The 24,714-nt window shown below is 70.2% G+C and carries 19 protein-coding genes; 10 read left to right on the forward strand and 9 right to left on the reverse strand.

Features of this window, described 5'->3' with window-relative positions; all coding sequences use genetic code 11:
* Positions 1 to 60 precede the first annotated feature (60 nt).
* From hpaD to AC3E6M_RS09465, 4 genes are read right to left on the reverse strand one after another with little or no spacing between them, the layout of a single operon-like run.
* A complete protein-coding gene (gene hpaD, locus AC3E6M_RS09450) occupies positions 61 to 1,209 on the reverse strand; it encodes a 3,4-dihydroxyphenylacetate 2,3-dioxygenase (protein WP_138175292.1) in 1,149 nt (382 codons plus the stop codon).
* Position 1,210: 1 nt separating this feature from the next.
* Positions 1,211 to 2,725: a 5-carboxymethyl-2-hydroxymuconate semialdehyde dehydrogenase gene (gene hpaE / locus AC3E6M_RS09455; protein WP_138175290.1), complete on the reverse strand. Its 1,515-nt coding sequence runs from the start codon at positions 2,723 to 2,725 to the stop codon at positions 1,211 to 1,213.
* An 18-nt stretch (positions 2,726 to 2,743) separates the two neighbouring features.
* Entirely contained in the window at positions 2,744 to 3,430 is a 687-nt protein-coding gene (locus tag AC3E6M_RS09460) for a GntR family transcriptional regulator (RefSeq protein WP_138175288.1), read from the reverse strand.
* On the reverse strand, positions 3,427 to 4,905 hold the full coding sequence (locus AC3E6M_RS09465; RefSeq protein WP_138175302.1) for a fumarylacetoacetate hydrolase family protein: 1,479 nt from the start codon (positions 4,903 to 4,905) through the stop codon (positions 3,427 to 3,429). Before AC3E6M_RS09465 ends, AC3E6M_RS09460 begins: the two co-directional genes overlap by 4 nt.
* 121 nt (positions 4,906 to 5,026) lie before the next feature.
* Between AC3E6M_RS09465 and AC3E6M_RS09470 the strand changes: the two genes are divergently transcribed.
* Positions 5,027 to 6,418: an MFS transporter gene (locus AC3E6M_RS09470; RefSeq protein WP_138175286.1), complete on the forward strand. Its 1,392-nt coding sequence runs from the start codon at positions 5,027 to 5,029 to the stop codon at positions 6,416 to 6,418.
* A gap of 95 nt (positions 6,419 to 6,513) precedes the next feature.
* On the opposite strand, the gene AC3E6M_RS09475 is transcribed toward AC3E6M_RS09470, so the two are convergent.
* Both AC3E6M_RS09475 and AC3E6M_RS09480 read right to left on the reverse strand, forming a co-directional pair.
* Positions 6,514 to 7,929: an aldehyde dehydrogenase family protein gene (locus AC3E6M_RS09475; protein WP_138175284.1), complete on the reverse strand. Its 1,416-nt coding sequence runs from the start codon at positions 7,927 to 7,929 to the stop codon at positions 6,514 to 6,516.
* Between the two features lie 111 nt (positions 7,930 to 8,040).
* Complete coding sequence (locus AC3E6M_RS09480) at positions 8,041 to 9,015, reverse strand: AraC-like ligand-binding domain-containing protein (protein ID WP_171024290.1); 975 nt, start codon at positions 9,013 to 9,015, stop codon at positions 8,041 to 8,043.
* A 195-nt stretch (positions 9,016 to 9,210) separates the two neighbouring features.
* Between AC3E6M_RS09480 and AC3E6M_RS09485 the strand changes: the two genes are divergently transcribed.
* The 6 genes from AC3E6M_RS09485 to AC3E6M_RS09510 all read left to right on the forward strand — a co-directional run bounded on the left by AC3E6M_RS09485 (position 9,211) and on the right by AC3E6M_RS09510 (position 14,262).
* Positions 9,211 to 9,636, forward strand: a complete 426-nt coding sequence (locus AC3E6M_RS09485) for a carboxymuconolactone decarboxylase family protein (protein WP_230006758.1) — start codon at positions 9,211 to 9,213, stop codon at positions 9,634 to 9,636.
* Positions 9,633 to 10,541: an NAD(P)-dependent oxidoreductase gene (locus AC3E6M_RS09490; RefSeq protein ID WP_138175280.1), complete on the forward strand. Its 909-nt coding sequence runs from the start codon at positions 9,633 to 9,635 to the stop codon at positions 10,539 to 10,541. The genes AC3E6M_RS09485 and AC3E6M_RS09490 overlap by 4 nt, the downstream gene beginning before the upstream one ends.
* A complete protein-coding gene (locus tag AC3E6M_RS09495) occupies positions 10,531 to 11,094 on the forward strand; it encodes a TRAP transporter small permease subunit (RefSeq protein ID WP_252370974.1) in 564 nt (187 codons plus the stop codon). The genes AC3E6M_RS09490 and AC3E6M_RS09495 overlap by 11 nt, the downstream gene beginning before the upstream one ends.
* 30 nt (positions 11,095 to 11,124) lie before the next feature.
* The gene (locus tag AC3E6M_RS09500) at positions 11,125 to 12,585 is read left to right on the forward strand and encodes a TRAP transporter large permease (protein ID WP_138175278.1); all 1,461 of its coding nucleotides are present in this window, start codon (positions 11,125 to 11,127) and stop codon (positions 12,583 to 12,585) included.
* A gap of 122 nt (positions 12,586 to 12,707) precedes the next feature.
* Positions 12,708 to 13,859, forward strand: coding sequence for a TRAP transporter substrate-binding protein DctP (dctP, locus tag AC3E6M_RS09505; protein WP_138175276.1), 1,152 nt, complete (start codon positions 12,708 to 12,710; stop codon positions 13,857 to 13,859).
* Positions 13,860 to 13,932: 73 nt separating this feature from the next.
* Positions 13,933 to 14,262: an EthD family reductase gene (locus tag AC3E6M_RS09510; protein WP_138175274.1), complete on the forward strand. Its 330-nt coding sequence runs from the start codon at positions 13,933 to 13,935 to the stop codon at positions 14,260 to 14,262.
* A gap of 7 nt (positions 14,263 to 14,269) precedes the next feature.
* Here AC3E6M_RS09510 and AC3E6M_RS09515 read toward each other — a convergent pair whose 3' ends face one another.
* Both AC3E6M_RS09515 and AC3E6M_RS09520 read right to left on the reverse strand, forming a co-directional pair.
* A complete protein-coding gene (locus tag AC3E6M_RS09515) occupies positions 14,270 to 15,919 on the reverse strand; it encodes a thiamine pyrophosphate-binding protein (protein WP_138175272.1) in 1,650 nt (549 codons plus the stop codon).
* Positions 15,920 to 16,115: 196 nt separating this feature from the next.
* Positions 16,116 to 16,820, reverse strand: a complete 705-nt coding sequence (locus AC3E6M_RS09520; RefSeq protein ID WP_490529724.1) for an IclR family transcriptional regulator — start codon at positions 16,818 to 16,820, stop codon at positions 16,116 to 16,118.
* A 97-nt stretch (positions 16,821 to 16,917) separates the two neighbouring features.
* Here AC3E6M_RS09520 and AC3E6M_RS09525 point away from each other — a divergent pair, with 97 nt between their 5' ends.
* Entirely contained in the window at positions 16,918 to 18,771 is a 1,854-nt protein-coding gene (locus AC3E6M_RS09525; RefSeq protein WP_490529726.1) for an FAD-dependent monooxygenase, read from the forward strand.
* Positions 18,772 to 19,017: 246 nt separating this feature from the next.
* Entirely contained in the window at positions 19,018 to 20,490 is a 1,473-nt protein-coding gene (locus tag AC3E6M_RS09530) for an NAD-dependent succinate-semialdehyde dehydrogenase (RefSeq protein WP_490529728.1), read from the forward strand.
* A gap of 571 nt (positions 20,491 to 21,061) precedes the next feature.
* Here AC3E6M_RS09530 and AC3E6M_RS09535 read toward each other — a convergent pair.
* Positions 21,062 to 22,501: an XRE family transcriptional regulator gene (locus tag AC3E6M_RS09535; RefSeq protein WP_230006667.1), complete on the reverse strand. Its 1,440-nt coding sequence runs from the start codon at positions 22,499 to 22,501 to the stop codon at positions 21,062 to 21,064.
* Between the two features lie 117 nt (positions 22,502 to 22,618).
* Between AC3E6M_RS09535 and AC3E6M_RS09540 the strand changes: the two genes are divergently transcribed.
* Positions 22,619 to 24,508 (forward strand): phosphoenolpyruvate carboxykinase (GTP), encoded by a 1,890-nt coding sequence (locus AC3E6M_RS09540; RefSeq protein ID WP_490529729.1) that lies wholly within the window; start codon positions 22,619 to 22,621, stop codon positions 24,506 to 24,508.
* Positions 24,509 to 24,714: the final 206 nt, after the last annotated feature.

A 24,714-nucleotide genomic window follows, 5' to 3' on the forward strand; every position in this document is an offset into this window, starting at 1 on the left:
GTGTCGCTTCAGGACGTCTGCGGCGACAGATACTGACCCCTCACGCGCGTGAAGAGGGGGTTAGAGCTGGTGGCCCAGCTTGAATTCGGGGGAGGGGGTCTCCTCGGGGGCGCGGGTGTAGCTGAAGCCGTCGGCGCCGATCGTCACGGCCATCTCGCTCGAATCCGTGCGGGCGCGGACGGGCTGCGGGGTGCCGTCGAGGTCGAGCACGAGCGAGGCCTCGGTGTACCACGACGGCACGACGGGGTTGCCCCACCAGTCGCGGCGCTGGTTGTCGTGCACGTCCCACGTGATGACCGGGTTGTCGGGGTCGCCGGTGTAGTAGTCCTGCGTGTAGATCTCGACGCGGTGGCCGTCCGGGTCGCGCAGGTAGAGGTAGAACGCGTTCGAGACGCCGTGGCGGCCCGGGCCCCGCTCGATGGCATCCGACCGTCGAAGCGCGCCGAGCTTGTCGCAGATGGCGAGGATGTTGTGCTTCTCGTGCGTGGCGAAGGCGACGTGGTGCATGCGCGGGCCGTCGCCACCGGTCATGGCGGTGTCGTGCACGGTGGGCTTGCGGCGCATCCAGGCGGCGTAGACGGTGCCCTCGTCATCCTGGATGTCCTCGGTGACGCGGAAACCGAGCGACTGCATGAAGTTCACCGCCCGCGGAACGTCGGGCGTGACCTGGTTGAAGTGATCCAGGCGCACGAGCTCCCCGGGCGTGTGCAGGTCGTAGCGCCACGACAGGCGCTCGACGTGCTCGGTGGCGAAGAAGAACTCGTACGGGAACCCGAGCGGGTCCTCGACCCGCACCGAGTCGCCGATGCCCTTCGTGAAGCCGCCGGGGCGCCGCTCGACGCGGCATCCGAGCTCTTCGTAGAAGGCGACGGCCTTGTCGAGGTCTTCCGCGCTGCGCACGCGGTACGAGAACGCGGCGACGGCGGCGACGGAGCCCTGGCGCAGCACCAGGTTGTGGTGGATGAACTCTTCGGTGGAGCGCAGGTAGATCGCGTCGCCGTCTTCCTCGGTGACGTAGAGCCCCAGCACGTCGACGTAGAACTCCCGGGATGCCGCGAGGTCGGTGACCACGAGCTCCATGTACGCGCACCGCAGGATGTCGGGCGCGGGGGAGGACGGCGTGGGGATCGGATTCTCGGCCCGGATCGGGGCCTCCTGCGAGACGAAGAAGCCCGAGGAGGTGCGGGTCATCTGGTTGCGGTCGGTCATCTCAGGCTCCCTTGCCGAAAGTCGGGTTGTGGGTGGGGCCGAGCGTGATGTGCACGGCCTGCTGGTCGGTGTAGAAGTCGATCGAGCGGTAGCCGCCCTCGTGGCCGAGGCCCGAGGCCTTCACTCCGCCGAACGGGGTGCGCAGGTCCCGCACGTTGTTGCTGTTGAGCCACACCATGCCCGCCTCGACGTTCTGCGCGAAGGTATGGGCGCGCTTCAGGTCGTTCGTCCACACGTAGGCGGCGAGGCCGTACCTCGTGTTGTTGGCCAGGGCCAGAGCCTCGTCGTCGGTGTCGAACGGGGTGATCGCCACGACCGGCCCGAAGATCTCCTCCTGGAAGATGCGCGCGTCGGGGGCGACGTCGGCGAAGACCGTCGGGCGCACGAAGTTGCCCTCGGCGAATCCCTCGGGGCGGCCACCGCCGGCGACGAGGCGCCCCTCGGTCTTGCCGAGCTCGACGTACGACATGACCTTGTCGTAGTGCTCGGGGTGCACGAGCGCGCCCACCTCGGTGTCGGGGTCGTCGGGGTAGCCGACCTTCACGCGCTCGGCCTGTGCGGCGTAGCGCTCGACGAAGGAGTCGTAGACGTCGCGCTGCACGAGGATGCGGCTGCCCGCGGTGCAGCGCTCGCCGTTGAGGGAGAACACCCCGAAGATGGTCGCGTCGATCGCGGCATCCAGGTCGGCATCGGCGAAGACGATCGCCGGGCTCTTGCCGCCGAGCTCCATCGACAGGCCCTTCAGGAAGGGCGCGGCGTTGGCGAAGATCAGCTGCCCCGTGCGGCTCTCGCCGGTGAACGAGATCAGCGGGACGTCGGGGTGCTTCACGAGCGCGTCGCCGGCGTCCTCGCCGAGACCGTTGACGAGGTTGAACACGCCCTCGGGGAGCCCCGCCTCTTCGAAGATGCCGGCCCACAGGGATGCCGACAGCGGTGTGAACTCGGCGGGCTTGAGCACGACGGTGTTGCCGGTGGCGAGGGCCGGGCCGAGCTTCCACGACTCGAGCATGAAGGGCGTGTTCCACGGCGTGATGAGCCCGGCGACGCCGATCGGCTTGCGGTTGACGTAGTTGAGCTGGCGTCCGGGAACCTTGAACGCGTCGTCGGTCTGGGCGACGATCAGGTCGGCGAAGAAGCGGAAGTTCTCGGCGGCCCGACGGGCCTGGCCGAGGGCCTGCGTGATCGGCAGACCCGAGTCGAACGACTCGAGCTCCGCGAGGCGCTCGTCGCGCGACTCGACGAGGTCGGCGATGCGGTGCAGCACGCGGGAACGCTCGCGGGGGAGCATGCGCGGCCACGGGCCGTCCGTGAAGGCCCGGCGTGCGGCGGCGACGGCGAGGTCGATGTCGGCCTTCTTGCCGGCCGCGGCCCGCAGGTAGGTCTGGTTGGTGACCGGGTCCAGCACGTCGAACGTGTCACCGTCGACCGAGTCGACGAACGCGCCGCCGATGTAGTGCTGGATGTGGTCCGGCAGATCGGCCGGGATGCGGCGCGTCGCGGTCTGCGTGTCGCTCATGGGATTGCTTCTCCTGTGTCAGACCGCCGGGAGGCCCAGGACCTCGTCGGGGTGTTCGTGGATGAGGTAGGCGTCGAGGGTGGCGGCGCGGTGGCGTCGCGAGGCCTTCTCGATCTCGCCGAGAGGTGCCGAGGACTCGATCAGCCGGAGGATGTTCTCGTGCTCGCGCACGCTCTCGGCGGCGCGGCCGGGCACGAAGCTGAAGGTCGAATCGCGGAGGTGCCCGAGGCGTGCCCACTCGGCCTGCACGAGTTCGAGCATGCGCGGGTTCGCGCAGCGTTCGAACAGCGTCGCGTGGAACTCCTGGTTCAGCGCGGTGAAGGCGCGCGGGTCGAAGTGGTCGAGCGTCTCGATCATGCGCTCGTTGATGGAGCGGGCGCGTCGGACGTCGTCGGCGGTCAGTGCGCGGGCGGAGAGCGCGGTCGCCGTGCCCTCGAGGATGCTGAGCGCCTGCATGCTGTGGCGGTACTGCGAATCGTCGACCATCGAGACCCGTGCCCCGATGTTGCGCTCGAAGGTCACGAGGCCCTCGGCCTCGAGTTGCCGGATCGCCTCGCGGACGGGTACGACGCTCATGTCGAGCTCGCCGGCGATCGATCCGAGCACGAGTCGATACCCCGGGGTGAACTCCTGGCGCGCGATGCGTTCCTTGATCCAGTGGTACGCCTGCTGCGACTTGCTGAGCGTCACGTCCGTGCCGCTCATGAGCGCTGCTCCTCGTACCGTGCGCGCCACTGGGCGTTCATCGGGAACAGGCCGTCCACGGGATGTCCCGCCGCCACTTGCTCCGCGATCCAGGCGTCCTCTTCTTCCTGAGCCAGGGCCGCATCGACGACCTCCTCGACGAGAGCGGGCGGGATGACGATGACGCCGTCGCGGTCGCCGACGATGACGTCGCCCGGCTGGACGGTGGTACCGCCGCATCCGATCGTCACATCGGTGTCCCACGGGACGTGGCGCCGGCCGAGTACCGCCGGGTGTGCGCCGCGCGAGAAGACGGGGAGGCCGACGGCCGCCACGGCGTCGTAATCGCGCACGCCCCCGTCCGTGACGATTCCGGCGGCGCCGCGGGCTTTCGCTCGCAGGGCCAGGATGTCGCCGAGCGTGCCCGACCCCGTTTCGCCGCGCGCCTCGATCACGATGACCTCGCCCTCGCCGACGTCGTCGAACGCGCGCTTCTGCGCGTTGTACCCGCCGCCGTGCGAGGCGAAGAGGTCTTCGCGGTGGGGGACGAAGCGGAGCGTACGGGCGAGCCCCACGAGCGTGGTGCCCGGGTGCATCGCACCCACACCGTCGATCGTGACGTCGTTCAGTCCGCGCTTGCGCAACTGCCCCGACAAGCCCGCGACGGGCACCCGTGCGAGCTTCTCGCGCAGATCGTCGGTCAGCCGGAACGGTTCGGGGGTGGGGGGAAGGCCCGCGCTCTCGCGCGAGCCCCAGGCCTCGGCGCGCTGGTGGTCGTCGACCGACGGCAGCGAGCCGAGCGCGTCGTCGAACGGGGCGTCGCCCTGCACCACGGTGGTGACGAGGCGCCCCGAACTGGGCGTCCCGGGCGCGTCGGGGGCGTCGACCTCGACCTCGACCACGGCACCCGGCAGCACCACGCTCGACCCCGCCGGCGTGCCCGTGAGGATGACATCGCCGGGTTCGAGGGTGAAGTGCTGCGAGAGGTCGGCGACGATCTGCGGCAGGGGGAAGAGGAGGTCTTCGGTCGTGTCGTCCTGCGCCAGCTGACCGTCGACCCAGACGCGCACGCGCAAACCCGTGGGCGACACGGTCTGAGCGGGAATGAGACGCGGTCCCACCGGCGTGTAGCCGTCGCGCCCCTTGGAACGCACGTTGGAGCCTTTGTCGTTGGCGCGCAGGTCGTAGACCCCGAAATCGTTCGCCGCGGTGACCGCGGCCACGTGCGCCCACGCCTGGTCGATCGACACTCGGCGCGCGGTGGCGCCGATGACGAGGGCGATCTCTCCCTCGAAAGCGAGAAGCTCGGTTCCGGCCGGTCGCTCGATCGTGGACCCCGTGGATGCCAGAGAGCTGGACGGCTTGAAGAAGTACGAGGGGTTCGCCGGTCGGCGTCCGCGCTGATCTGCGCGCGAGGGGTAGGACAGGTGCACCGCGATGACCTTGCCCGGACGCGCGGGGAGGGCCGCGAAACGGGGGTCGCCGGCATCCGACATGCTCATGCGGCTCCTTTGCTCGTTGTGTCGTATCTGAAATCGTATATGATCCTTCACGGCGGATCAACACCGCTGCGGCGCAGACCGCACCCACCGACAGAGCAGTCGCAGGAGGCCACCGATGACTTCACCACGCCCATCCGTTCCCGAGGGGTTCACCCCGACCGGAACGATCTCGACACCCACCGATCGACGCCGCGTGGTCTTCGCGACCGTCGTGGGCACCACGGTCGAGTGGTACGACTTCTTCATCTACGCGCAAGCGGCGGGCCTCGTTTTCGCCGCCGTCTTCTTCGAGCCCGCAGGCCCGGGCATCGCGCTGATCCTGTCGTTCCTGACGGTGGGGCTCAGCTTCCTGTTCCGCCCGCTCGGCGCCTTCCTGGCCGGACACTTCGGCGACAAGTACGGCCGCCGCGTCGTGCTCATGGTCACCCTGATCCTCATGGGCGTGTCGACCACCCTCGTGGGTCTGCTCCCGACCTACGCGGCCATCGGCATCGCCGCTCCGATCCTGCTGATCTTCCTGCGCATCCTGCAGGGCATCTCGGCCGGTGGCGAGTGGGGCGGCGCGGTGCTCATGGCCGTCGAGCACGCTCCGAAGAACCGGCGCGGACTCTTCGGTGCCTCGCCCCAGATCGGCGTGCCGATCGGCCTCCTGCTGGCATCCGGGATGATGGCGATCATGGCGCTCATCGCTCCGGGCGACGCCTTCATCGAATGGGGATGGCGCGTGCCGTTCCTCTTCAGCGTCGTGCTGATCTTCGTCGGGTACTACATCCGCAGGCGCGTCGAGGAGAGCCCGGTCTTCGTCGAACTGGCCGAGCGCCGAGAAGAGACCAAGACCCCCATCGTGCAGCTGTTCCGCAAGCACTGGGCGCTCGTGATCATCGCCGCGTTCGTCTTCGCGGGCAACAACGCGGCCGGGTACATGTCCACCGGGGGCTACATCCAGAACTACGCGACGAACCCCGCGGGCCCGCTCGGGCTCGATCGCGGTCCCGTGCTGTGGGCGGTTGCCGGAGCATCCGTGGGCTGGCTGATCTTCACGTGGCTCTCGGGCTGGCTGAGCGACATCATCGGCCGGCGCACCACCTACATCATCGGCTGGATCGCTCTCGCGATCGGTGCCGTCGCGCTGTTCCCGCTCGTGAACACCGGTGAGATCGGGCTGCTCTTCCTGGGTCTCCTCATCCTGACGGTGGGCCTCGGTTTCACCTACGGCCCGCAGGCCGCGCTGTACGCGGAGCTGTTCCCCGCATCGGTGCGTTTCTCGGGGGTGTCGATCTCGTACGCGATCGGCGCGATCCTCGGCGGCGCGTTCGCCCCGACGATCGCCACCGCGCTCGTGCAGGCCACAGGCACCACGTGGTCGGTCGCGATCTACCTCGTCGGCATGGCCGGGCTCGGCCTCATCGCGACGCTGCTGCTGCGGGACCGCCGTGGCATCCCGCTCGGACCGGACAACGAGGCCCAGCAGGCGGTGTCGCCGATCTACGGGGTATCGAGGTCCTGACCCTCCCGCCCGCGCGCAGCGGCGGAGATCGTCACCGGCACGCCGGGTGGGAGGGTGCCCACCCGGCGTGCCGCTGCACGTCTCCGCCGTCGTGCTCACCGCGTGATGACCTTCGGGGCGGCGACGGCCTTCAGACCTTCCTTCCCGAACTCCATCCCGTAGCCCGACCCCTTCACCCCGCCGAACGGCACGAGCGGGTTGAGGGTGCCGTGCTGGTTGATCCACACGGTGCCCGCCTGCAGGCGCTCGGCCACCGCGAGGGCGTCGTCGACGTCGGAGCTCCAGACCGAGGCGCCGAGCCCCTGGTCCGTCGCGTTCGCCCGGGCGATGGCGTCGTCGAGGTCGGTGTAGCGCAGCACCGGGATGACGGGGCCGAACTGCTCCTCGCTCACCAGCGCCGCGTCGTCGTCGATGTCGGCGACGACCGTGGTGCGGTAGAAGTGGGCCCCGAGGTCGGGGGCGGCGCTCCCACCCGTGACGATGCGCGCGCCGCGCTCGCGCGCGTCGTCGACCAGGCGCGACACGATCGCGAACTGCTGCGCGGTCGACAGCGGACCGAGGGCGCTGCCCTCGTCGGTGCCCGGTCCCATCGGGGTCGCCTCGGCGAGCTCGGCGAGCGCGCCGACGACGTCCTCGTAGAGCGAGTCGTGCACGTAGAGGCGCTTGAGCGCGGCACATGTCTGGCCGGTGTTGATGAAGATGCCCCAGAACAGACCCTGGGCGATCGCGGCGACATCCGTGCCCGGAAGCACGATGCCGGCGTCGTTGCCGCCGAGCTCCAGCGTGAGGCGCGCCAGGTTGTGCGCCGAGCCCTCGATGATGCGCCGGCCGGTGGCCGTCGAACCGGTGAACATGATCTTGTCGAGGTCGGGGTGCGATGCGATCGCCTCGCCGACGTCGCGGCCGCCGGCGACCACGGTGAGCACGTCCTCGGGCAGGTGCCGGTTCATGAGCGCCGCCACGGCCAGCACGCTCAGCGGGGTGTATTCGCTGGGCTTCGCCACGACCGTGTTGCCCATGCGCAGCGACGGGGCGATCTGCCAGATCGCGATGAGTGCGGGCCAGTTCCACGGTCCGATCGCGCCCACGACCCCGAGCGGGGCGTAGTGCAGCTCGGAGCGCGTGCCCTCGGCCTCGAACAGCACCTCGGGCTCGAGCACGGTGTCGGCCGCCTGGCGGATCCACACCGCGCAGCCCGCGGCCTCGAAGCGGGCACCCGGTCCGTTGAGCGGCTTCCCCTGTTCGCGCGCGATGATCTGCGCGAGCTCTTCGGCGTGCGCGTCGATCTCGTCGGCAGCCCGATGCAGGATGGCCGAGCGCTCGGCGTGCGTGAGTGCCGCCCACGCCGGTTGGGCTGCGCGGGCCGCACTCACCGCCCGCGCGAGATCGGCCGCCGTGTGCATCGGCGCGTAGCCGATGGTCTCCCCGCTGGCGGCGTCGGGGATCGCGCGGCCGACCGCTTCGTCGACCGTGATCTCGGCGAGCAACGTCGCCGTGTGCGTCTGTGTCATCTGATCCTCCCTGAGCAGATCCATGCGCTCAGTCAACCCGCGCGAGCCGTGGGGCTCTCGGGCTGTGGCGCACGCCACGTGTCGTGGAGCGAACAGTCCGCGTCGGGAGGATCAGTCCGCGAGCGCCGCGGCATCCAGGTGCAGAAGGCGGTGATCGCGCGGGCCGTGCCCGTACGTCGATTTGAACAGCTTGCTGAAGTGACTGGGGTCGATGAACCCCCGGGCCTGCGCGATCTGCACGATCGATCGCGAGGTCTGCGCCGCGTCTTCGAGATCGAGTCGACAGCGCTCGAGGCGCCGCGACCGGATGTAGCCCGAGACGGTCTCGCCCTCGTCCTGGAAGAGGTATTGCAGCTGGCGAGCCGAGATGAAGTGCGCTCGGGCGATCGTGTCGGTGTTCAGACCGGGGTCGTCGAGATGCGCGTCGATGTAGTGCGCGACGGCGTCGAGCGTGACGCGCCAGGGCTCGCGTGCGGTCGAGCTCTGCAGTTCGGCCGAGAGCAGCGCGGTGATGAGGTCGAAGGCGCTACGGATGATGCGCGCGCCGTTGACGCCCTCGAGCTGGTCGAGGTCTTCGGCGAGGTGCTGCATGAACGGGCAGATGACGCGCCCGACGCCGGTGTCGCCGCGCAGGCGCACCGCGGTGACGGTGGGCACGAGGTTGGCCGAGAGCCCGAGCATGCTGTGCGGGAACATCATCACGAGCGAGCGCATCTCACCGGCGTACTCGAGCGTGTACGGGCGCGCCGTGTCGTAGATGGCGACGTCGCCGGGGGAGAGGTGGGCGCTGCGACCGTCTTGCATCACGAGCCCGGTTCCGGTCAGTTGCATGCTGAGCTTCAGGTGGTGCGGGTCGTCGCCGCGGATCGACGCCGGCGAGCGGTGCACCCGATGCGAGGATGCCGCGATGTCGGTGACGCACGTACCGTCGACGACCCGGGTCCGCAGGCTCCCGGAGAACCCGTCGGGGTCGATGGTCGACAGGGCGAGGGGGACGAATCGGTTGCCGACGAGGCGGACCCATTCGTCGAAGCTCACACCGTGGTGGTTCTGCATGTCGCGCGCCGTCGGGACCGGGTGCTCCATCGCCTGCCTCCTTGCAGTGACGTCGAAACGTGGACCCAGCCTAAACGCGCCCGCGGCTGCGCGCCCGAGACCCCGGCCGGTGTGCGCCGACCGCCATGGCGCTTGCGCCGTGGGCCATGTGGCCGCGGCATCCGGCCCGACACACTGGTCCGACGGGACACCGGTCCCGCACGAATCCATGCGAGGGAGCATCAGGTGATCCGCGACGATCTGTACGACATCGGTCTGCGCCAGCGGCGCGACATGTTCGGGCCCGAGGGGGCGGAGGGACAGGTCGAGAACACGACCGACCTCAACGACAAGATCCAGGACTTCGTCACCCGGTACTGCTTCGGTGACATCTGGCAACGCGACGGTCTGTCGCTCACCGACCGCAGCAAGGTGACCCTCGCGATGCTCATCGCGCAGGGCAAGGCGCACGAACTGCGCATCCATACGCGCGGCGCACTCGCCAACGGCGTGCCGGTGCTCGAACTGCGCGAGGTCATCGTGCACTCGATGCTGTACTGCGGCATCCCCGCCGCCGTCGAGGGACTTCGCGCGCTCGAGGAGGTGCTCGCCGAGAAGGGCCTGCCGTCCAGCGTCGACGGCGAGGCGGAGAAGGCCGGGGTGCCGGCATGAGCGGAGGGACGAGCCCCGTGGCCGGCGTGCGCACCGTCGGATTCATCGGTCTGGGCACCATGGGCGACCCCATGGTCACGAACATCGCGTCGTCCGGCGCGTTCGAGCGCGTGCTCGTGCACGACGTCGACGTCGAGCGCGCGGCAGCGCTGGCTGCCCGCATCGGCGCCGAGGCCGCGGCCGACATCACCCACCTCTCCGCCTGCGAGGTCGTGGTGCTCATGCTGCCCACGAGCGCGATCGTGCGCGCGGTGCTGGTCGACGACGACGGTGCCCCGCGCATCCCGTCTCCGCGCGGCACCGTGTACGTGGACATGAGTTCGTCCGACCCGACCGAGACGGTCGAGACCGGACGCCTGTTGGCTGCGGCGGGCCTGCACCTCGTCGATGCCCCGGTGTCGGGGGCACGCGAGCGCGCGATCGCGGGCACGCTCGCGATCATGATGGGCGCGGACGACGAGGATGCCGCAAGGCGGGCCGTTCCCGTCGTGGACACGATGAGCGCCCGCATCTTCCGCACCGGTGGTCTGGGCACCGGGCATGCGATGAAGGCGCTGAACAACTTCGTGGCCGCGGCGGCGTACACCGCGTCGACGGAGGCGCTGACGGCGGGTGCCCGATTCGGGCTGGACCCCGCGGTGATGGTCGACATCTTCAACGCCTCGACCGGGCAGAGCTTCGTGACCACGCACGTCCTTCCCGACCACATCGTCGACGGCCGATTCGCCTCGGGCTTCGCGCTGCCGCTCATGACGAAAGACGTGCGGATCGCGCAGAAGGTGCAGCGGGCGACGGGGCATGACGCACCCGTGTGCGATGCCGTGGCCGGCGCGCTCGGCGATGCGCTCGACGCCCTCGGCAACGTCGACCACACCCGCGCGTACGAGTTCTGGAATGAGCGCTGAGATGACCGTCGCCGCTTCCGCGCCGATGCGGACTTCGCGCTTCGATCGGTATCTGCGGGGCCAGAGCGCCGTGCTCGGCGTGATCGCGGCGAGCGCTCTCGTCGTGCTGATGCTGGCCACGGTCATCGACGTCATCGTGCGCTTCTTCGCCCGGGCGAGCGTGCCGGGAATGATCGAGGTCGCCGAGTCCGCCCTGGTCGCCTCGGTGTTCCTGGGCCTGGCATGGACGTCGATGCAGGGCGGGCACGTCGCGGTGTCCATCGTCACCGACCGCCTCAGGCCGGTTCTCGCGCGTGCGGTGTCGGTCGTGGTGTGGGTCCTGAACGCGGGCCTGCTGGCGTGGATGACGTATGCGTCGGTGATGCGCGCGCTGCAGGCGACCGCGTTGAACGAAACGCGATTCGGTCTCGTCCAGTGGCCGGTCTGGCCGCTGCGCTGGGTGATCGCGGTCGGACTCGGGCTGTGGCTCGTCGTTGCGATCGCGAACGTCGTGCGCACCATCCGAGGACGTGGGGCCTACGGCGAAGACGCCGAGCCCACGGTCGACGCGTGAGCGCCGGCCGGAAAGACAAGGAGTGAATCCATGCTGGTGACGATCATCGTGCTCGCGGTCGTGGCACTGCTCATCCTGCTGCTGATGGCCCGGATGCCGGTGGCTCTCTCGCTCGCTCTGTCGGGGGCCCTGGGGCTCGGGGTGCTGCAGGGGACCACGTACGCGACGAATGTGCTCGGCTCGGTGCCGTTCTCGGCCACCGCGAGCTTCTCGCTCACGATCATCCCGATGTTCATCCTGATGGGGATGCTGGCGATGCGCGCACGGATCGCCGAGCACGTGTTCGCGATCGCCAACCACTTCGTGAGCCGGTTCCCCGGGGGACTGGGCGTCGCGACCGTCATGGCGTGCGCGGGGTTCTCGGCCGTCTCGGGATCGAGCATCGGGACGGCGGCGACCATGTCCAAGCTCTCCGTCGGAGAGATGCGCGCCTACGGCTATCCGGCGGCGCTCGCGACGGGCATCGTCGCCATCGCGGGCACGCTCGGCGTCATCATCCCGCCGAGCACGTTCCTCGTGCTGTACGCGATCATGACGGGAGAGTCCGTCGCGCAGATGCTGGCGGCGGGCATCGTCCCGGGCCTGTTGACGGCGGTGGGCTACATCGCGTACATCCTCATCCTCGGCCATCGCCAGATCGTGCGGAGCGACGTCGGGCTCGAAGACGTCGTCGTCGAGGCGCGCACCGCAGCGGCGGCCGCCGCGCGCGGCGGCGCCGCGACGGAGGCGCCCGTGCACTCGGCTTCGATCGACGCCGCGTTGCACGCCGCACCGAACACCGGTGCGGTGCGTCAGTCCTACGGGCTGACCGCGCGCACGCTCCCGTGGCGCGGGCTCGTCCGCCTCGGCCTGATCTTCCTGATCATCCTCGGGGGGATGTTCTCGGGGGTGTTCACCTCGACCGAGTCGGCCGCCATCGCCGCGTTCGTGGCATTGCTGATCCTGCTGTGGGAGTTCCGCCGCTCGGGCGTCGCCGCCCTGTGGAGCAACGTCAAGGGCGCGCTGCTCGACACTGCGCAGACGACGTCGATGGTCTTCATGATCCTCGTCGGCTCGAGCGTCTTCTCGACCTTCCTCATCGCGGCGCACGTTCCCGACACGATCACGACCTGGATCGCCGGTCTCGAGATCCCCCCGCTGCTGACGATCGGGCTCCTGCTGCTGCTCCTCCTGCCGCTGGGCACGGCGCTGGATGAGATCTCAGTGCTGATCATCACGATCCCGATCATCTATCCGGTCGCGATGGAGCTGGGCTTCGACGGCATCTGGCTGGGCCTCATGATCGTCAAGCTCACCGCGATCGGAATGGTGACCCCACCGGTCGGTATGACCTGTTTCGTGGTCTCGGGAGCGACCGGCGTGCCGACCGAGACCGTGTTCCGCGGGGTCCTGCCTCTGCTCTCGATGGACGTCGTCGTCTCGGCCGTGCTGTTCTTCGTGCCCGCGATCGTGCTCTGGCTCCCCTCCCTCGTCGCGCAGTCGGCCGGGTGAACCGGACGTGCGCCGATGACCCGGCAGTGTGCGGCTGCAGCCATGGGGATGCCGCCGCCCGCCGCCCAGACTGAACCCACCCGCGATCCGCTCCTCGGTGGAGCGGACCGACAGAAAGGACGATGATGTTCTCACAGCACTCCCGCCCCCGCTCGCGGCGGGCTCTCGCACTCGCCGGGGGTCTCGCGGCGACGGCGCTCGCGATCACCGGTTGCGCCGGCATCCAGAACTCCACCGGCGGCGGTGACGCCGGGAGCGAGAGCGTGACCTTCACCCTCGCCACCGGCGCGCAGGCCGGAACGCCGAACGCTGCGGTGCAGGACTGGTTCCTCGACCGTGTCGAAGAGGTCACGGAGGGACGCATCAGCTTCGAGCGCACCGCCACCGAGGCTCTCTGCAAGGCCGCCGAGGTCGCTGACTGCGTGCGCGACGGTCGCGCGCAGATCGGTGTCACGGTGCCCGACTACACGCCGCAGTACTTTCCCTCGACCAGCATGGTCAGCATCCCGTTCCTCAGCCAGAACTCGCAGGCGATCATGCAGTCGATCTACGACCTGCACACGAGCTACGCGCCGGCGATGGCGGTGATCGACGGCAACAACCTGCATCACGTCGCCACGTGGCCGGTGGGCCGGTTCCTGCTCGGCAGCAAAGCACCGCTCGAGGATGCCGGGCAGTTCGCCGGCCTGCAGATGCGCGCCTCGGGCCCGATCATCCAGCAGGTGCTCAGCGGCGCCGGTGCCAACATCGTCGCGATCACCGCACCCGAGACCTACGAGGCGGTCGAAAGGGGCGTCGTCTCCTCGATCGGCGGCGCCATCGACTTCCCCGTGAACTACAAGATCATGGAGTTGCTGCCGTACTGGAGCGACCCGGGTGTCGGCCAGTACTCGACGTTCGGCATGTGGGTGTCCAAGGATGCGTACGATGCCCTTCCCGACGACCTGCGTCAGCAGTTCGACAGCGTCGTCGAAGAGCTCAACGGCGGTGAGGGGATCGCGGCGTTCAACAAGACCGCGGCCGGTCAGTGCCAGGAGATGCTCGAGGCGCCGACGGTCAAGAACCTGACGGCGTGGGACGAGTCGGCCACCCGCGCGTGGGAAGAGTCCGTCGGCGACACCGGTGCCCAGAAGTGGATCGAGCTGGCCACCGGCCAGGGGCTCGACGACGCCAAGGGCGTGCTGGAGCAGTACATCACCGGCCTCGAGACCTACGCCGACGCCGACTACGACGACGCGACGAGCGACTGCGTGGCGGCGTTCGCCGACCGCTGACCTTCACCCGCGCGCTGCCGGGTCCGGGACTTTTTCGCCCGGGCCCGGCAGCGCCTCTCGAGAGGATGCCGTGATGCACAAGATCGTGGTGCTGTACCCGCCCCCCACCGACCGCGCGCACTTCGCGCGGTACTACCGCGAGACCCACCTTCCCCTGGCCGCGCGACTGCCGGGAGCCGTCGAGATGGGCTATGCGCTCGACCTCGATGCCCAGGGCGGCCCGTATTACGCGATGTTCGAGGCGACCTTCGCCTCGCCCGAGTCCGCCGACGCCGCGATGGCCTCTCCCGAAGGTCTCGCGGTGCAGGCCGACGTGTCGCACTACGCGAGCGGTGGCGCGATCGTGATGGGAGTGCCCCTGGTCGCGGTGAGAGCCGCGGCTGCCCGGCCGCCGCTCGACTGACCGCGGGTCAGGAGTTCACCCGGATGATCTCTTGTTGGTACGGGGCGATGATGTCGCCGCTGATGCGCAGGTCGAGCAGCAGGAAGGGGCGCTCGTCCGGATCCCGCGCGGTCCAGCGGGCGAGCGCCTCGAGGTCGGCGATGTCGCGCACGACCACCCCTTCGGCACCGAATCCGCGGGCGACCGCGGCGAAGTCGACTTCGGGGATCAGCATCGGCTCACGGGCCAGTCCCTTCAGTCCGTAGAGGTTGACTTCGGCGCCGTACGCAGCGTCGTTCCACACGACGGCGAGCCCACGACCACGCGCGACACGCACCGCCGACTCGAGGTCGGCGATGGCCATGAGCCCGCCGCCGTCCCCGGTGGTGAGGACGATCGTCGACTCGGGCCGGGCGGCGGCGGCGCCGGGCACGCTCGGGAACCCCAGCCCGATCGACTGGTACGCCGTGCCGACCATCATCACGCGGTCGGGCGATGCCACCGGCCAGTACATGTTCGACCAGCCGAGGAAGTGACCGCCGTCCGAAACCACGACACGGTCCTCCGGGAGCAGCTCGCCGACCCGCACGGCTACCGTGCGGGGGTCGAGGCGGCCGTCGGGGGCGACCCCGTCACCCGTTTCGCGAACGCGCAGTGCCGCGACGTCCACGCTCTCCCGCCAGCCCGATGACCGCGCGCTCCGCGCGGCGAGGCGCGCCACGATCGCGGCGGCGGCTTCGGCGGCGTCGGCGCGCACGAAGCCTCCGACTTGCGGGTGCGTGGCCGAGGCGGCCGTGTCGATCTGGAACACGCGCGTGCGCGGATCGAACAGCTCGCCGAAGCGCATCGTGAACTGGTTCAGGCCGGCGCCGAACACGACCGCGACGTCGGCTTCGCGCACGAGCCGCATCGCCCGCTCGGCGCCGAAGCCTCCGGTGACGCCGAGGTCGTAGCGCTGGTCGGGGAAGATCCCGCGGCCGAGAGCCGTCGAGGCAGTGATCGCCCCGGTCGCCTCGGCCAGCGCTCCCAGCGTCTGCCCGGCGTCGGCGAGCCAGGCGCCGCGCCCCGCGAGCAGGAACGGGTGCTCGGCGTCGGCGAGCGCGTCGGCGACACGGTCGAGCGCCGCCGTGGTGAAGGGGATGGCGGGTGCCGCCGGGGCGGTCGGCGTCAGCGGGGTCGGGGAGGGAACCTCGCCCGCCTCGCGGGCCGCGACGTCGTAGGGGATGGCGAGGATCGCCGGACGGCGGTAGGTGAGGGCGTGCTCGAGAGCGATCGCGGTCGTGGCCGCGGCATCCCGGTCGCCCACCGTGTAGGTCCGCACGCCCACGGCGGAGCCGAGCGCGATCTGGTCGACGCCCCACGGGCGCGGGCCCGAGGTCGGCTCGTCACCGACGACGAGCACGAGCGGAATGCGGGCCTGCGCCGCCTCGGCCAGCGCGGTGAGCGTGTTCGTGAACCCGGCTCCGTATGTCGCGGTCGCCGCCGCGATGCGTCCGCTCGCACGGTGGTAGGCGTCGGCGGCCACCACGCCGCCCGCCTCATGGCGGAGGGCGGTGAACGTGGCGCCGGTGCGATGCAGCTCATCGATGAAGTATGCGTTGCCGTTTCCCATCACGCCGAAGACGTGATCGACGTGGGCGGCGAGGGTGCGGGCGACGTGTGCGGACACGGAGGGCATGGCGAAGCCTTTCGAGACGGTACGGGTGCGGAAGCCGTATGTGTCTCGCGCACTCGGTCATCGAGCGGCTGTGTGCCCCTTTTTCGAGCACCGGCGGGGGTGGCGCGCGCCGGACGGCATGAGTATGCCACACCCGCGTCTCCGCAGTCTCTTGCGGAGGCGGACTGCGCCTATCCCCGCCGGGTCCGGGGGCTCCTCACAGCGCAGCGCGGATCGCCTCGGCGGCCGAGGCCAGTCGCGCGGCGATCGCGGCGTCATCCAGCTCCGTCGACACGTGCACGGCGGCGACCGCGGCAGGTGGTCGTCCCTGCACGGCGAGCGGCACGGCCACGGCCCGCAGCGACGGGATGACCTCGTCGTGGCTCGTCGCCCAGCCGCGTTCGACGGCCTCGGCGACCTCGGCGGCGAGGCGTGCGTCCACGTCGTCGGGCCAGAGCCGCGGGGGCAGCTGCGCGAGCACCGCGCGACCCGGCGCCCCTCGGGTGATCGGATGCCGTGCGCCCGGGCGCTGCGCGACGGCGGTGACCGCGTGCCGCGGCTCGACGCTCGCGAGCGTCACGCACTCGTCGTGGTCGAGGACGACCAGGAAGCACGTCATCCCGAGGTCGTTGGCCGCGGCGGTCAGCTCGGGGAGCGCCTCGGACTGCAGGTCGGCGGCGACCCCCGCGGCCAGTGCGGGCAGGCCCGTCCCCAAGCGCACCGCTCCCGTGGCATCCCGCGAGGCCAGGCCGTGGTCTTCGAGCGTGCGCAGCAAGCGGTAGGCGACGGAGCGATGCAGGCCCACCCGCCCCGCCAGGTCGTCGATCGACAGCGCCGCGCGGGCGGCGGCGAGTTCTTCGAGCAGCCGGATGCCACGGCTCAGGGTCTGCGAGGCAGGGGCGGCATCTTGCCGTGCGGGCATGGAGCAGCTAGCCTCTCGTTCGATAGAAGAACGTTGCGTTCGAATATAGAACACCGCGTCGCCGCGGTGCAACCCGACATCGACGTCAGGAGAAACGATGCAGTTCCATCACCACGGGTACGTCTCGGGCGATCCGCGCGTGCAGCCCGCCGCGGGGACCGGTGTCGACCGCCCCGTCGACCTCCCCGACGAGGTCGACGTCCTCATCGTCGGCTCCGGCCCGGCCGGAATGCTGCTGGCCGCACAGATGTCCCAGTTCCCGCAGGTGACGACGCGCCTCATCGAGAAGCGCGCGGGGCGCCTCGTGCTCGGCCAGGCCGATGGCATCCAACCCCGTAGCGTCGAGACGTTCCAGGCCTTCGGGTTCGCCGACCGTATCACCGCCGAGGCCTACAACATCGGCTGGATGAACTTCTGGGCCCCCGACCCCGAGGCGCCCGAGCGCATCGTCCGCACCACCCGCACCGAGGACTACGCGCTCAAGATCAGCGAGTTCCCGCACCTCATCGTCAACCAGGCGCGGGTGCTGGACTACTTCGCCGAGGCGGCCGCGAACGGCCCCGCGCGGATCGTGCCCGACTACGGCGTCGAGTTCGTCGACCTCACCGTGCGCCACGAGGGGGAATACCCCGCCGAGGTGCGGGTGCGGGATGCCGCGGGCGAGCGCATCGTCCGTGCCAAGTACGTCGCCGGGTGCGACGGCGCTCGCAGCGGCGTGCGGCAGGCGATCGGGCGCACGCACGTCGGCGCGGCATCGCAGCACGCGTGGGGTGTCATGGACGTGCTCGTCGAGACCGACTTCCCCGATTGGCGGATCAAGTGCGCGATCACCGCCGCCGCCGGCAACATCCTGCACATCCCGCGCGAGGGCGGTTACCTCAGCCGCATGTACATCGATCTCGGAGAGGTCGCCGCGGACGACGACCACCGGGTGCGGCAGACCCCGATCGAGGACATCATCCGCCGGGCGAACGAGATCCTGCACCCCTACGCGATCGATGTGAAGCAGGTCGCCTGGCACAGCGTCTACGAGGTGGGTCACCGGGTGACCGACCGCTTCGACGACGACGAGGAGAACCCCCGGGTCTTCCTCACCGGCGACGCCTGCCACACGCACAGCGCGAAGGCCGGGCAGGGCATGAACGTCTCGATGCAGGACGGCTTCAACCTCGGCTGGAAGCTCGGCCACGTGCTCACCGGCCTCGCGCCGGCCGACCTGCTGCGGACCTACTCCTCCGAGCGTCAGCCGGTCGCGCAGCAGCTCATCGACTTCGACCGCGAGTGGTCCTCGCTCATGGCGCGCAAGCCCGGCGAGATCACCGACCCCGACGAACTGTCGACGTACTATCTCGCCACCGCCGAGTTCCCCTCCGGTTTCATGACGCAGTACGGTCCGTCCCCGATCGTCGGGGCGGACGCGGCGCAGGAGCTGGCATCCGGGTTCCCCGTCGGCAAGCGATTCCACAGCGTCGAGGTCGTCCGCGTGTGCGACGGCAACCCCGTTCACCTGGGGCACCACGCCCGTGCCGACGGGCGTTGGCGTCTCTACGCCTTCGCGGACGCCGACGGCACGGCGCTGCGCGCGTGGGCCGAGGCCGCGCGGGCGATCGTCGAGCGGTTCACTCCGGCCGGTGCGGATCTCGACGCCGTGTTCGACGCGAAGGCGGTGTTCCCCGGTCGCTGGGAGGACGTCGTCGACGTGCCCGAGCTCTTCCGCCCGCGATCGGGGCCGCTCGGGCTCACCGATCTCGAGAAGGTGTTCGCGGCTTCGCCCTCGGCGTGGACGACCGCCGACATCTTCGCCGAGCGCGGAATCGCCGCCGACGGAGCCGTCGTGGTGGTGCGCCCCGACCAGTACGTCGCGCACGTGCTGCCGCTGACCGACCCCGCCGGTCTGGAGCGCTTCCTCGCCGGCGCGATGGCTGCCCCGGTGGGTGCGGCCGCGCGCTGACCCGTCGTCGGGGCCCCGGGATGTCCGCGCCGTCCGCGATAAACGCTCTGCCGAGCGAGACACGGCGGGGCGCGGCGTGTCTCACTCGCGGCGGCGTTTATCGGCGACAGGGTCGCGTCGCCGCGGCCGAGGCGCGCTGGCCGTGACGGCGATCATGCCGAACCCCTTGTACGCAACGTATATCGGCGCGCGCCGGTGTGCTGAGAAGAATGGGCGGGGACACCCCGCATCGATCCAGGAGGATTCATGACCGATTCGCGCGAGAGCGAGCTGCTGGCATCCGTACCCACCGGCCTGCTGATCAACGGGGAGTGGCGCGCCGCCACGGGCGGCACGACCGTCTCCGTCAAGGACCCCTCGACGGGTGACGTCATCCACGAGATCGCCGACGCGACCGTCGACGACGGCGTCGCGGCGATGGATGCCGCGGCCGACGCGTTCCCGTCGTGGGCGGCGACGCCGGCGCGGGAGCGGGCCGAGATCCTCCGTCGCGCGTTCGACCTGCTGCAGGAGCGCAAGGAGGACGTCGCGCTGCTGATGACCCTCGAGATGGGCAAGCCCCTCGCCGAGGCGCGCGGCGAGGTCGGCTATGGCGGCGAGTTCCTGCGGTGGTTCAGCGAGGTCACCGCCCACACCCAGGGCCGCTACGGCGCGAACCCCGAGGGCACCGGACGCATGATCGTCACGCAGCACCCCGTCGGCCCCTGCTACCTCATCACCCCGTGGAACTTCCCGCTCGCCATGGCGACGCGCAAGATCGCTCCGGCGCTCGCCGCGGGCTGCACCGTGGTGATCAAGCCCGCGACCCTGACGCCGCTCACGACCCTGTTCTTCGCGCAGATCCTGCAGGACGCGGGCGTGCCGGCGGGCGTCGTCAACGTCGTCACCACGACGAACACCGGGCCCGTGTCGGAGCGCATCATCTCCGACCCGCGCCTGCGCAAGCTGTCCTTCACGGGCTCGACCCCGGTCGGGGTGAAGCTGCTGCAGCAGGCCGCTCCGGGAGTTCTCCGCACCTCGATGGAGCTCGGCGGCAACGCGCCCTTCGTCGTCTTCGAGGATGCCGACCTCGACAAGGCCGTCGAAGGGGCCATGCTGGCGAAGTTCCGCAACATCGGTCAGGCGTGCACCGCGGCCAACCGCTTCATCGTGCAGCGGTCGGTCGTCGAGGAGTTCACGCGCCGCGTCACCGAGCGCGTGCAGGCGATGAAGATCGGCCGCGGCACCGAGGAGGGCGTGCAGATCGGACCCCTCATCGACGACCGCGCGGTCGACAAGGCCAAGACCCTCGTCGGCGACGCCGTCGAGCGCGGCGCCACGGTCACCACGGGCGGCTCGCCCGTCGACGGCCCCGGCACCTTCTTCGAGCCCACCGTCGTCTCGGACGTCCAGCCGGGCAGCGACATCCTCCGCGAGGAGATCTTCGGACCCGTGCTCGCGATCGTCCCCTTCGACACCGAGGACGACGCGGTGCGCATCGCCAACGACACCGAGTACGGCCTGGTCTCGTACGTCTTCACCGAGTCGCTCGCGCGCGGTCAGCGCATGATCGAGCGCCTCGAGACCGGGATGATGGGCCTCAACGTCGGCGTGGTCTCCAACGCTGCCGCCCCGTTCGGCGGCTGGAAGCAGTCGGGCCTCGGCCGCGAGGGCGGCGACGAGGGCATCCACGAGTACCTGCAGACGAAGTACACCCTCACGGCGAACCCCTACGCCTGATCACCCCCGGATACCACGACCCCGCGCTCCTCGGAGCGTCAGGGTCGTGGCATCCGGCTTTTCCCGCCGCGCACAACTCCTGCGTTTCCGCCCCCGCCGGGCGCCCGGCGAGGGGAGCCCGGTGTTCTGCAGGAGTTGTGCGGCCGGCTCCGCGCCGCGGGCCCCGCGCTCCTCGGAGTGTCGGGTCGTGGTATCCGTCGCGCACAACTCCTGCAGCCGGGTCGATCGGTGGCCTTTCTCGGCGCTGACGGGCTGCGGTGCCGGAGTTGTGTCTGCCCGCCGCGGATACGACGCCGGTTGCGGCGGTGACCGAGTCGCGCTGGGCGGCCCCGGGATGCCACGCGCACAACTCCTGCAGCCGGGTCGATCGGTGGCCTTTCTCGGTGCTGATTGGCTGCGGTGCCGGAGTTGTGTCTGCCCGCCGCGGATACGACGCCGGTCGCGGTCGCTCCCGAGTCACGCCGCGCGGCCCGGGATGCCACGCGCACAACTCCTGCGTCGCCTCGCCGCGGGCGGCCGGGATGCCAGGATTCTCCGCATCCTGCAGGAGTTGTGCCGCGCGAGACCGGGGTCAGTCGCCCGCGTGGCGGTCGAGGAACGCGAAGACCTCGGCGTCGTCGACGCCCGGGAACATGCCGCGGGGGAGCGGCGAGAACATGTGGCGGTGGACCCGGGCGCTCGGCCACGCCTTTCCCTGCCACCGCACCGCCGCCTCGGAGTCGGGGCGTCGGCAGCAGGATTCGTCGGGGCAGCGGGACACCCCGCGCGTCGAGGTCTCGCGGCCGCGGAACCACCGAGCGTCGTCGAAGGGAACGCCCACGGTGATCGAGAAGTCGCCGTCGGACGTGGTGCCGGTCTGCGTGGAGCACCAGAACGTCCCGGCCGGGGTGTCGGTGTACTGGTAGTGCTCGGTCGTGCGGTTGTGCTCGGTGAAGGCCGCGCGCGCCGAGAACTTCTTGCACACGATCTGGCCCTCGACCGAGCCGGTGACGTCGGTCGGCAGCGGCAGGTCGTCGTTCTCGTACACGCGGGCGATCGCACCGTCGCCGTCGACGCGCAGGAAGTGCAGCCGGATGCCGAGATGCGTCGTCATGAGGTTGGTCATGCGCATCGCGGCGGCCTCGTGCGTCACGCCGAACGCGTCGCGGAAGTCCTCCACCGCGAGGTTGCGGTCCTTCTTGGCTTGAGCGAGGAACGCGACCGAGCTCGTCTCGGGCATGAGGCAGCACGCGGCGTAGTAGTTGATCTCGAGGCGCTGCTGCAGGAAGTCGGCGTAGTCGGTGGGCGGGCGATGCCCGAGCAGACGGTGCGCCATCGCTTGCAGCGCCATCGACCGCAGGCCGTGTCCGCCGGGGATGGATGCCGGGGGCAGGTAGATGCGTCCGTTCTCGAGGTCGGTCACCGAGCGCGCCGAGTGGGGGAGGTCCGCGACGTAAATGAGTTCGAAGCCCAGCTGCTCGGCCATGATGCTCACCGTGCGGTGCGTCAGCGCCCCAGTGCCGTGGCCCGCGGCCTTGAGCTGCTTCTCGGCGAGCCTCTCGATCTCGGGGAGGTGGTTGTCGATGCCGCGCATGCGCACGCGCAGCTCGGTGTTGGCGCGGCGCGCTTCCTCGGGGCTCGCGATCGTCTCGCGCTCGCGACGCTGCAGCTCCCGATGCAGCCCCAGGACCGCCTCGATCGTGTCGTCGCTCGTCCCCTTGGTCACCTTGATCGGCGCGATGCCGAGCTGGCGGAAGAACGGGCTGGACTGCGCCCGCTCGAGCTCGATCTCCAGCGCCGCACGGCGATTGGGCGGCTCGGTCGACAGAAGCTCGGTGACCTCTGTCTCGGTCGCCCGCGCGATCTCCTGCAGCAGGGACAGCTTGGGCTCGCGCTTGCCGTTCTCGATGAGACTCAGTTGGCTGCCGGCGACACCGACCAGGGCTCCGAGCTCGTCGAGCGTGTAGCCGCGGGCCAGGCGATGATGACGGATGCGATGCCCGAGCGTGGTCAGTTCGAGTGACGAGGCCATTCCTTGACGATAGCGAAAGATCATCGATTCTTGTGCCGCGATGGAGATGAAAGTCGCAGCGACAAGCCGCACAGTGGAGGAAGACCACCGAATTCGCTCTCAATCGAGGAGATCGACATGGCACTCGCCGACATTTTCCCGGGCCGCTCCGCCGATCGCTCCGCCGCGGCCTCGGTTCGCCCGACCCACGCCGGCCACGGCACCCGTCCGTCGATCGAGGGCCCGGGCCTGGCCGCACTCGTCGCCTGGGTCGACCAGGTCGCCGCCCTCACGCAGCCCGATCGCATCCACTGGGTCGACGGGTCGGCGGCCGAGAACGACGCACTGCTGCGCGAGATGGTCGACGAGGGCAAGCTCATCAAGCTCAACCCCGAGTGGCGACCCGGCTCGTACCTGGCGCGCTCGCACCCGAGCGACGTCGCCCGGCTAGAGTCGCGCACCTACATCGCGTCCGAGCGCGAAGAGGATGCCGGCCCCACCAACAACTGGATCGCTCCGGCCGAGATCCGCGAGACGCTCGAGGGCGTCTTCGCCGGGTCCATGCGCGGGCGCACGATGTACGTCGTGCCCTTCTCGATGGGCACCGTCGGCGGACCGCTCAGCCACATCGGCGTCCAGATCACCGACAGCGCCTACGCCGTGGCATCCATCGGCATCATGACCCGGGTGGGTACGGCGGTGCTCGAGCAGATCGCCGCGGGTGCTCCGTGGGTGAAGACCGTGCACTCGGTCGGTGCGCCGCTGGCCCCGGGGCAGGCGGATGTCGCCTGGCCGTGCAACGACGAGAAGTACATCGTGCACTTCCCCGACACGCTCGAGGTGTGGTCGTACGGCTCGGGGTACGGCGGCAACGCGATCCTGGCCAAGAAGTGCTTCGCCCTGCGCATCGCCTCGGTCATCGGCCGCGACGAGGGCTGGCTCGCCGAGCACATGCTGCTCATCCGCGTCATCGACCCGAAGGGCAAGGCGTACCACGTGGCGGCGGCGTTCCCGTCGGCCTGCGGCAAGACGAACCTCGCGATGCTGCGCCCGAGCATTCCCGGGTGGCGTGTCGAGACCCTCGGCGACGACATCACGTGGATCCGTCCCGGTGAGGACGGGCGCTTGTGGGCGATCAACCCCGAAGCCGGCTTCTTCGGTGTCGCCCCCGGAACCGGTGAGTCGACCAACGTCACCGCGGTCGAGACGCTGTGGGGCAACACGATCTTCACCAACGTCGCGCTCCGCCCCGACGGAGACGTGTGGTGGGAGGGGCTCACGGACGAGGCGCCCCCGCAGCTCGTCGACTGGGAGGGCAACGACTGGACCCCCGCCTCGGGCCGGCCGGCCGCGCACCCCAACTCGCGCTTCACCGTGGCCGCCGCGCAGTGCCCTCAGATCGCGCAGGACTGGGAGACTCCCGAGGGCGTGCCGCTGGACGTCATCCTGTTCGGCGGGCGTCGCGCCACGAACGTGCCGCTGGTTCTCGAGGCCACGGACTGGTCGCACGGCGTCTTCCTCGGCTCGACGGTGTCGAGTGAGAAGACCGCGGCGCAGGAGGGCACCGTCGGTGAGCTGCGCCGTGACCCCTTCGCGATGCTCCCGTTCTGCGGGTACAACATGGGCGACTACTTCGCCCATTGGCTGAAGGTCGGCGAGAAGCTCCGCTTCGACCGCGCACCGCGGATCTTCCAGGTCAACTGGTTCCGCAAGGGCGACGACGGCCGCTTCCTCTGGCCCGGGTTCGGCGACAACGCGCGCGTGATCGACTGGATCATCCGCCGGGTGGACGGCCAGGTCGATGCCGTCGACACCCCCATCGGCCGCCTGCCCCGGACGCAGGACCTCGACCTGTCGGGCCTGGACCTGCCGGCCGCCGACCTCGAGGAGCTGTTCGCCATCGACACGGCGTCGTGGCTGGCCGAGGCCGACCTGACCGAGGAGTTCTTCGACACCTTCGGGAGCCACCTTCCGGCCGCCCTGCGTGCCGAGCTCGCCGCGCTCCGCTACCGCCTGCAGCGCGCGTAGCCCCACCGACTCGACGCCCCTCCCTGCTCTTGGCGCGCGGGAGGGGCGTCGTCCTGTCTGCGGGCGGGCGGCGGTGCGGGCCGTGGCGGGGGCGCAGAATCCGCGAGACTGCACCGGCCTGACATCTCCATTGCACGCTGCGGGGGAGATGTCAGGCGAATGCAGTCTCGGCACCCGCCCCGCGGGAAGCGGGCCCCGCCGCGCCC

The sequence above is a fragment of the Microbacterium sp. SCPM-O-B-15248 (M128) genome, assembly GCF_058214835.1.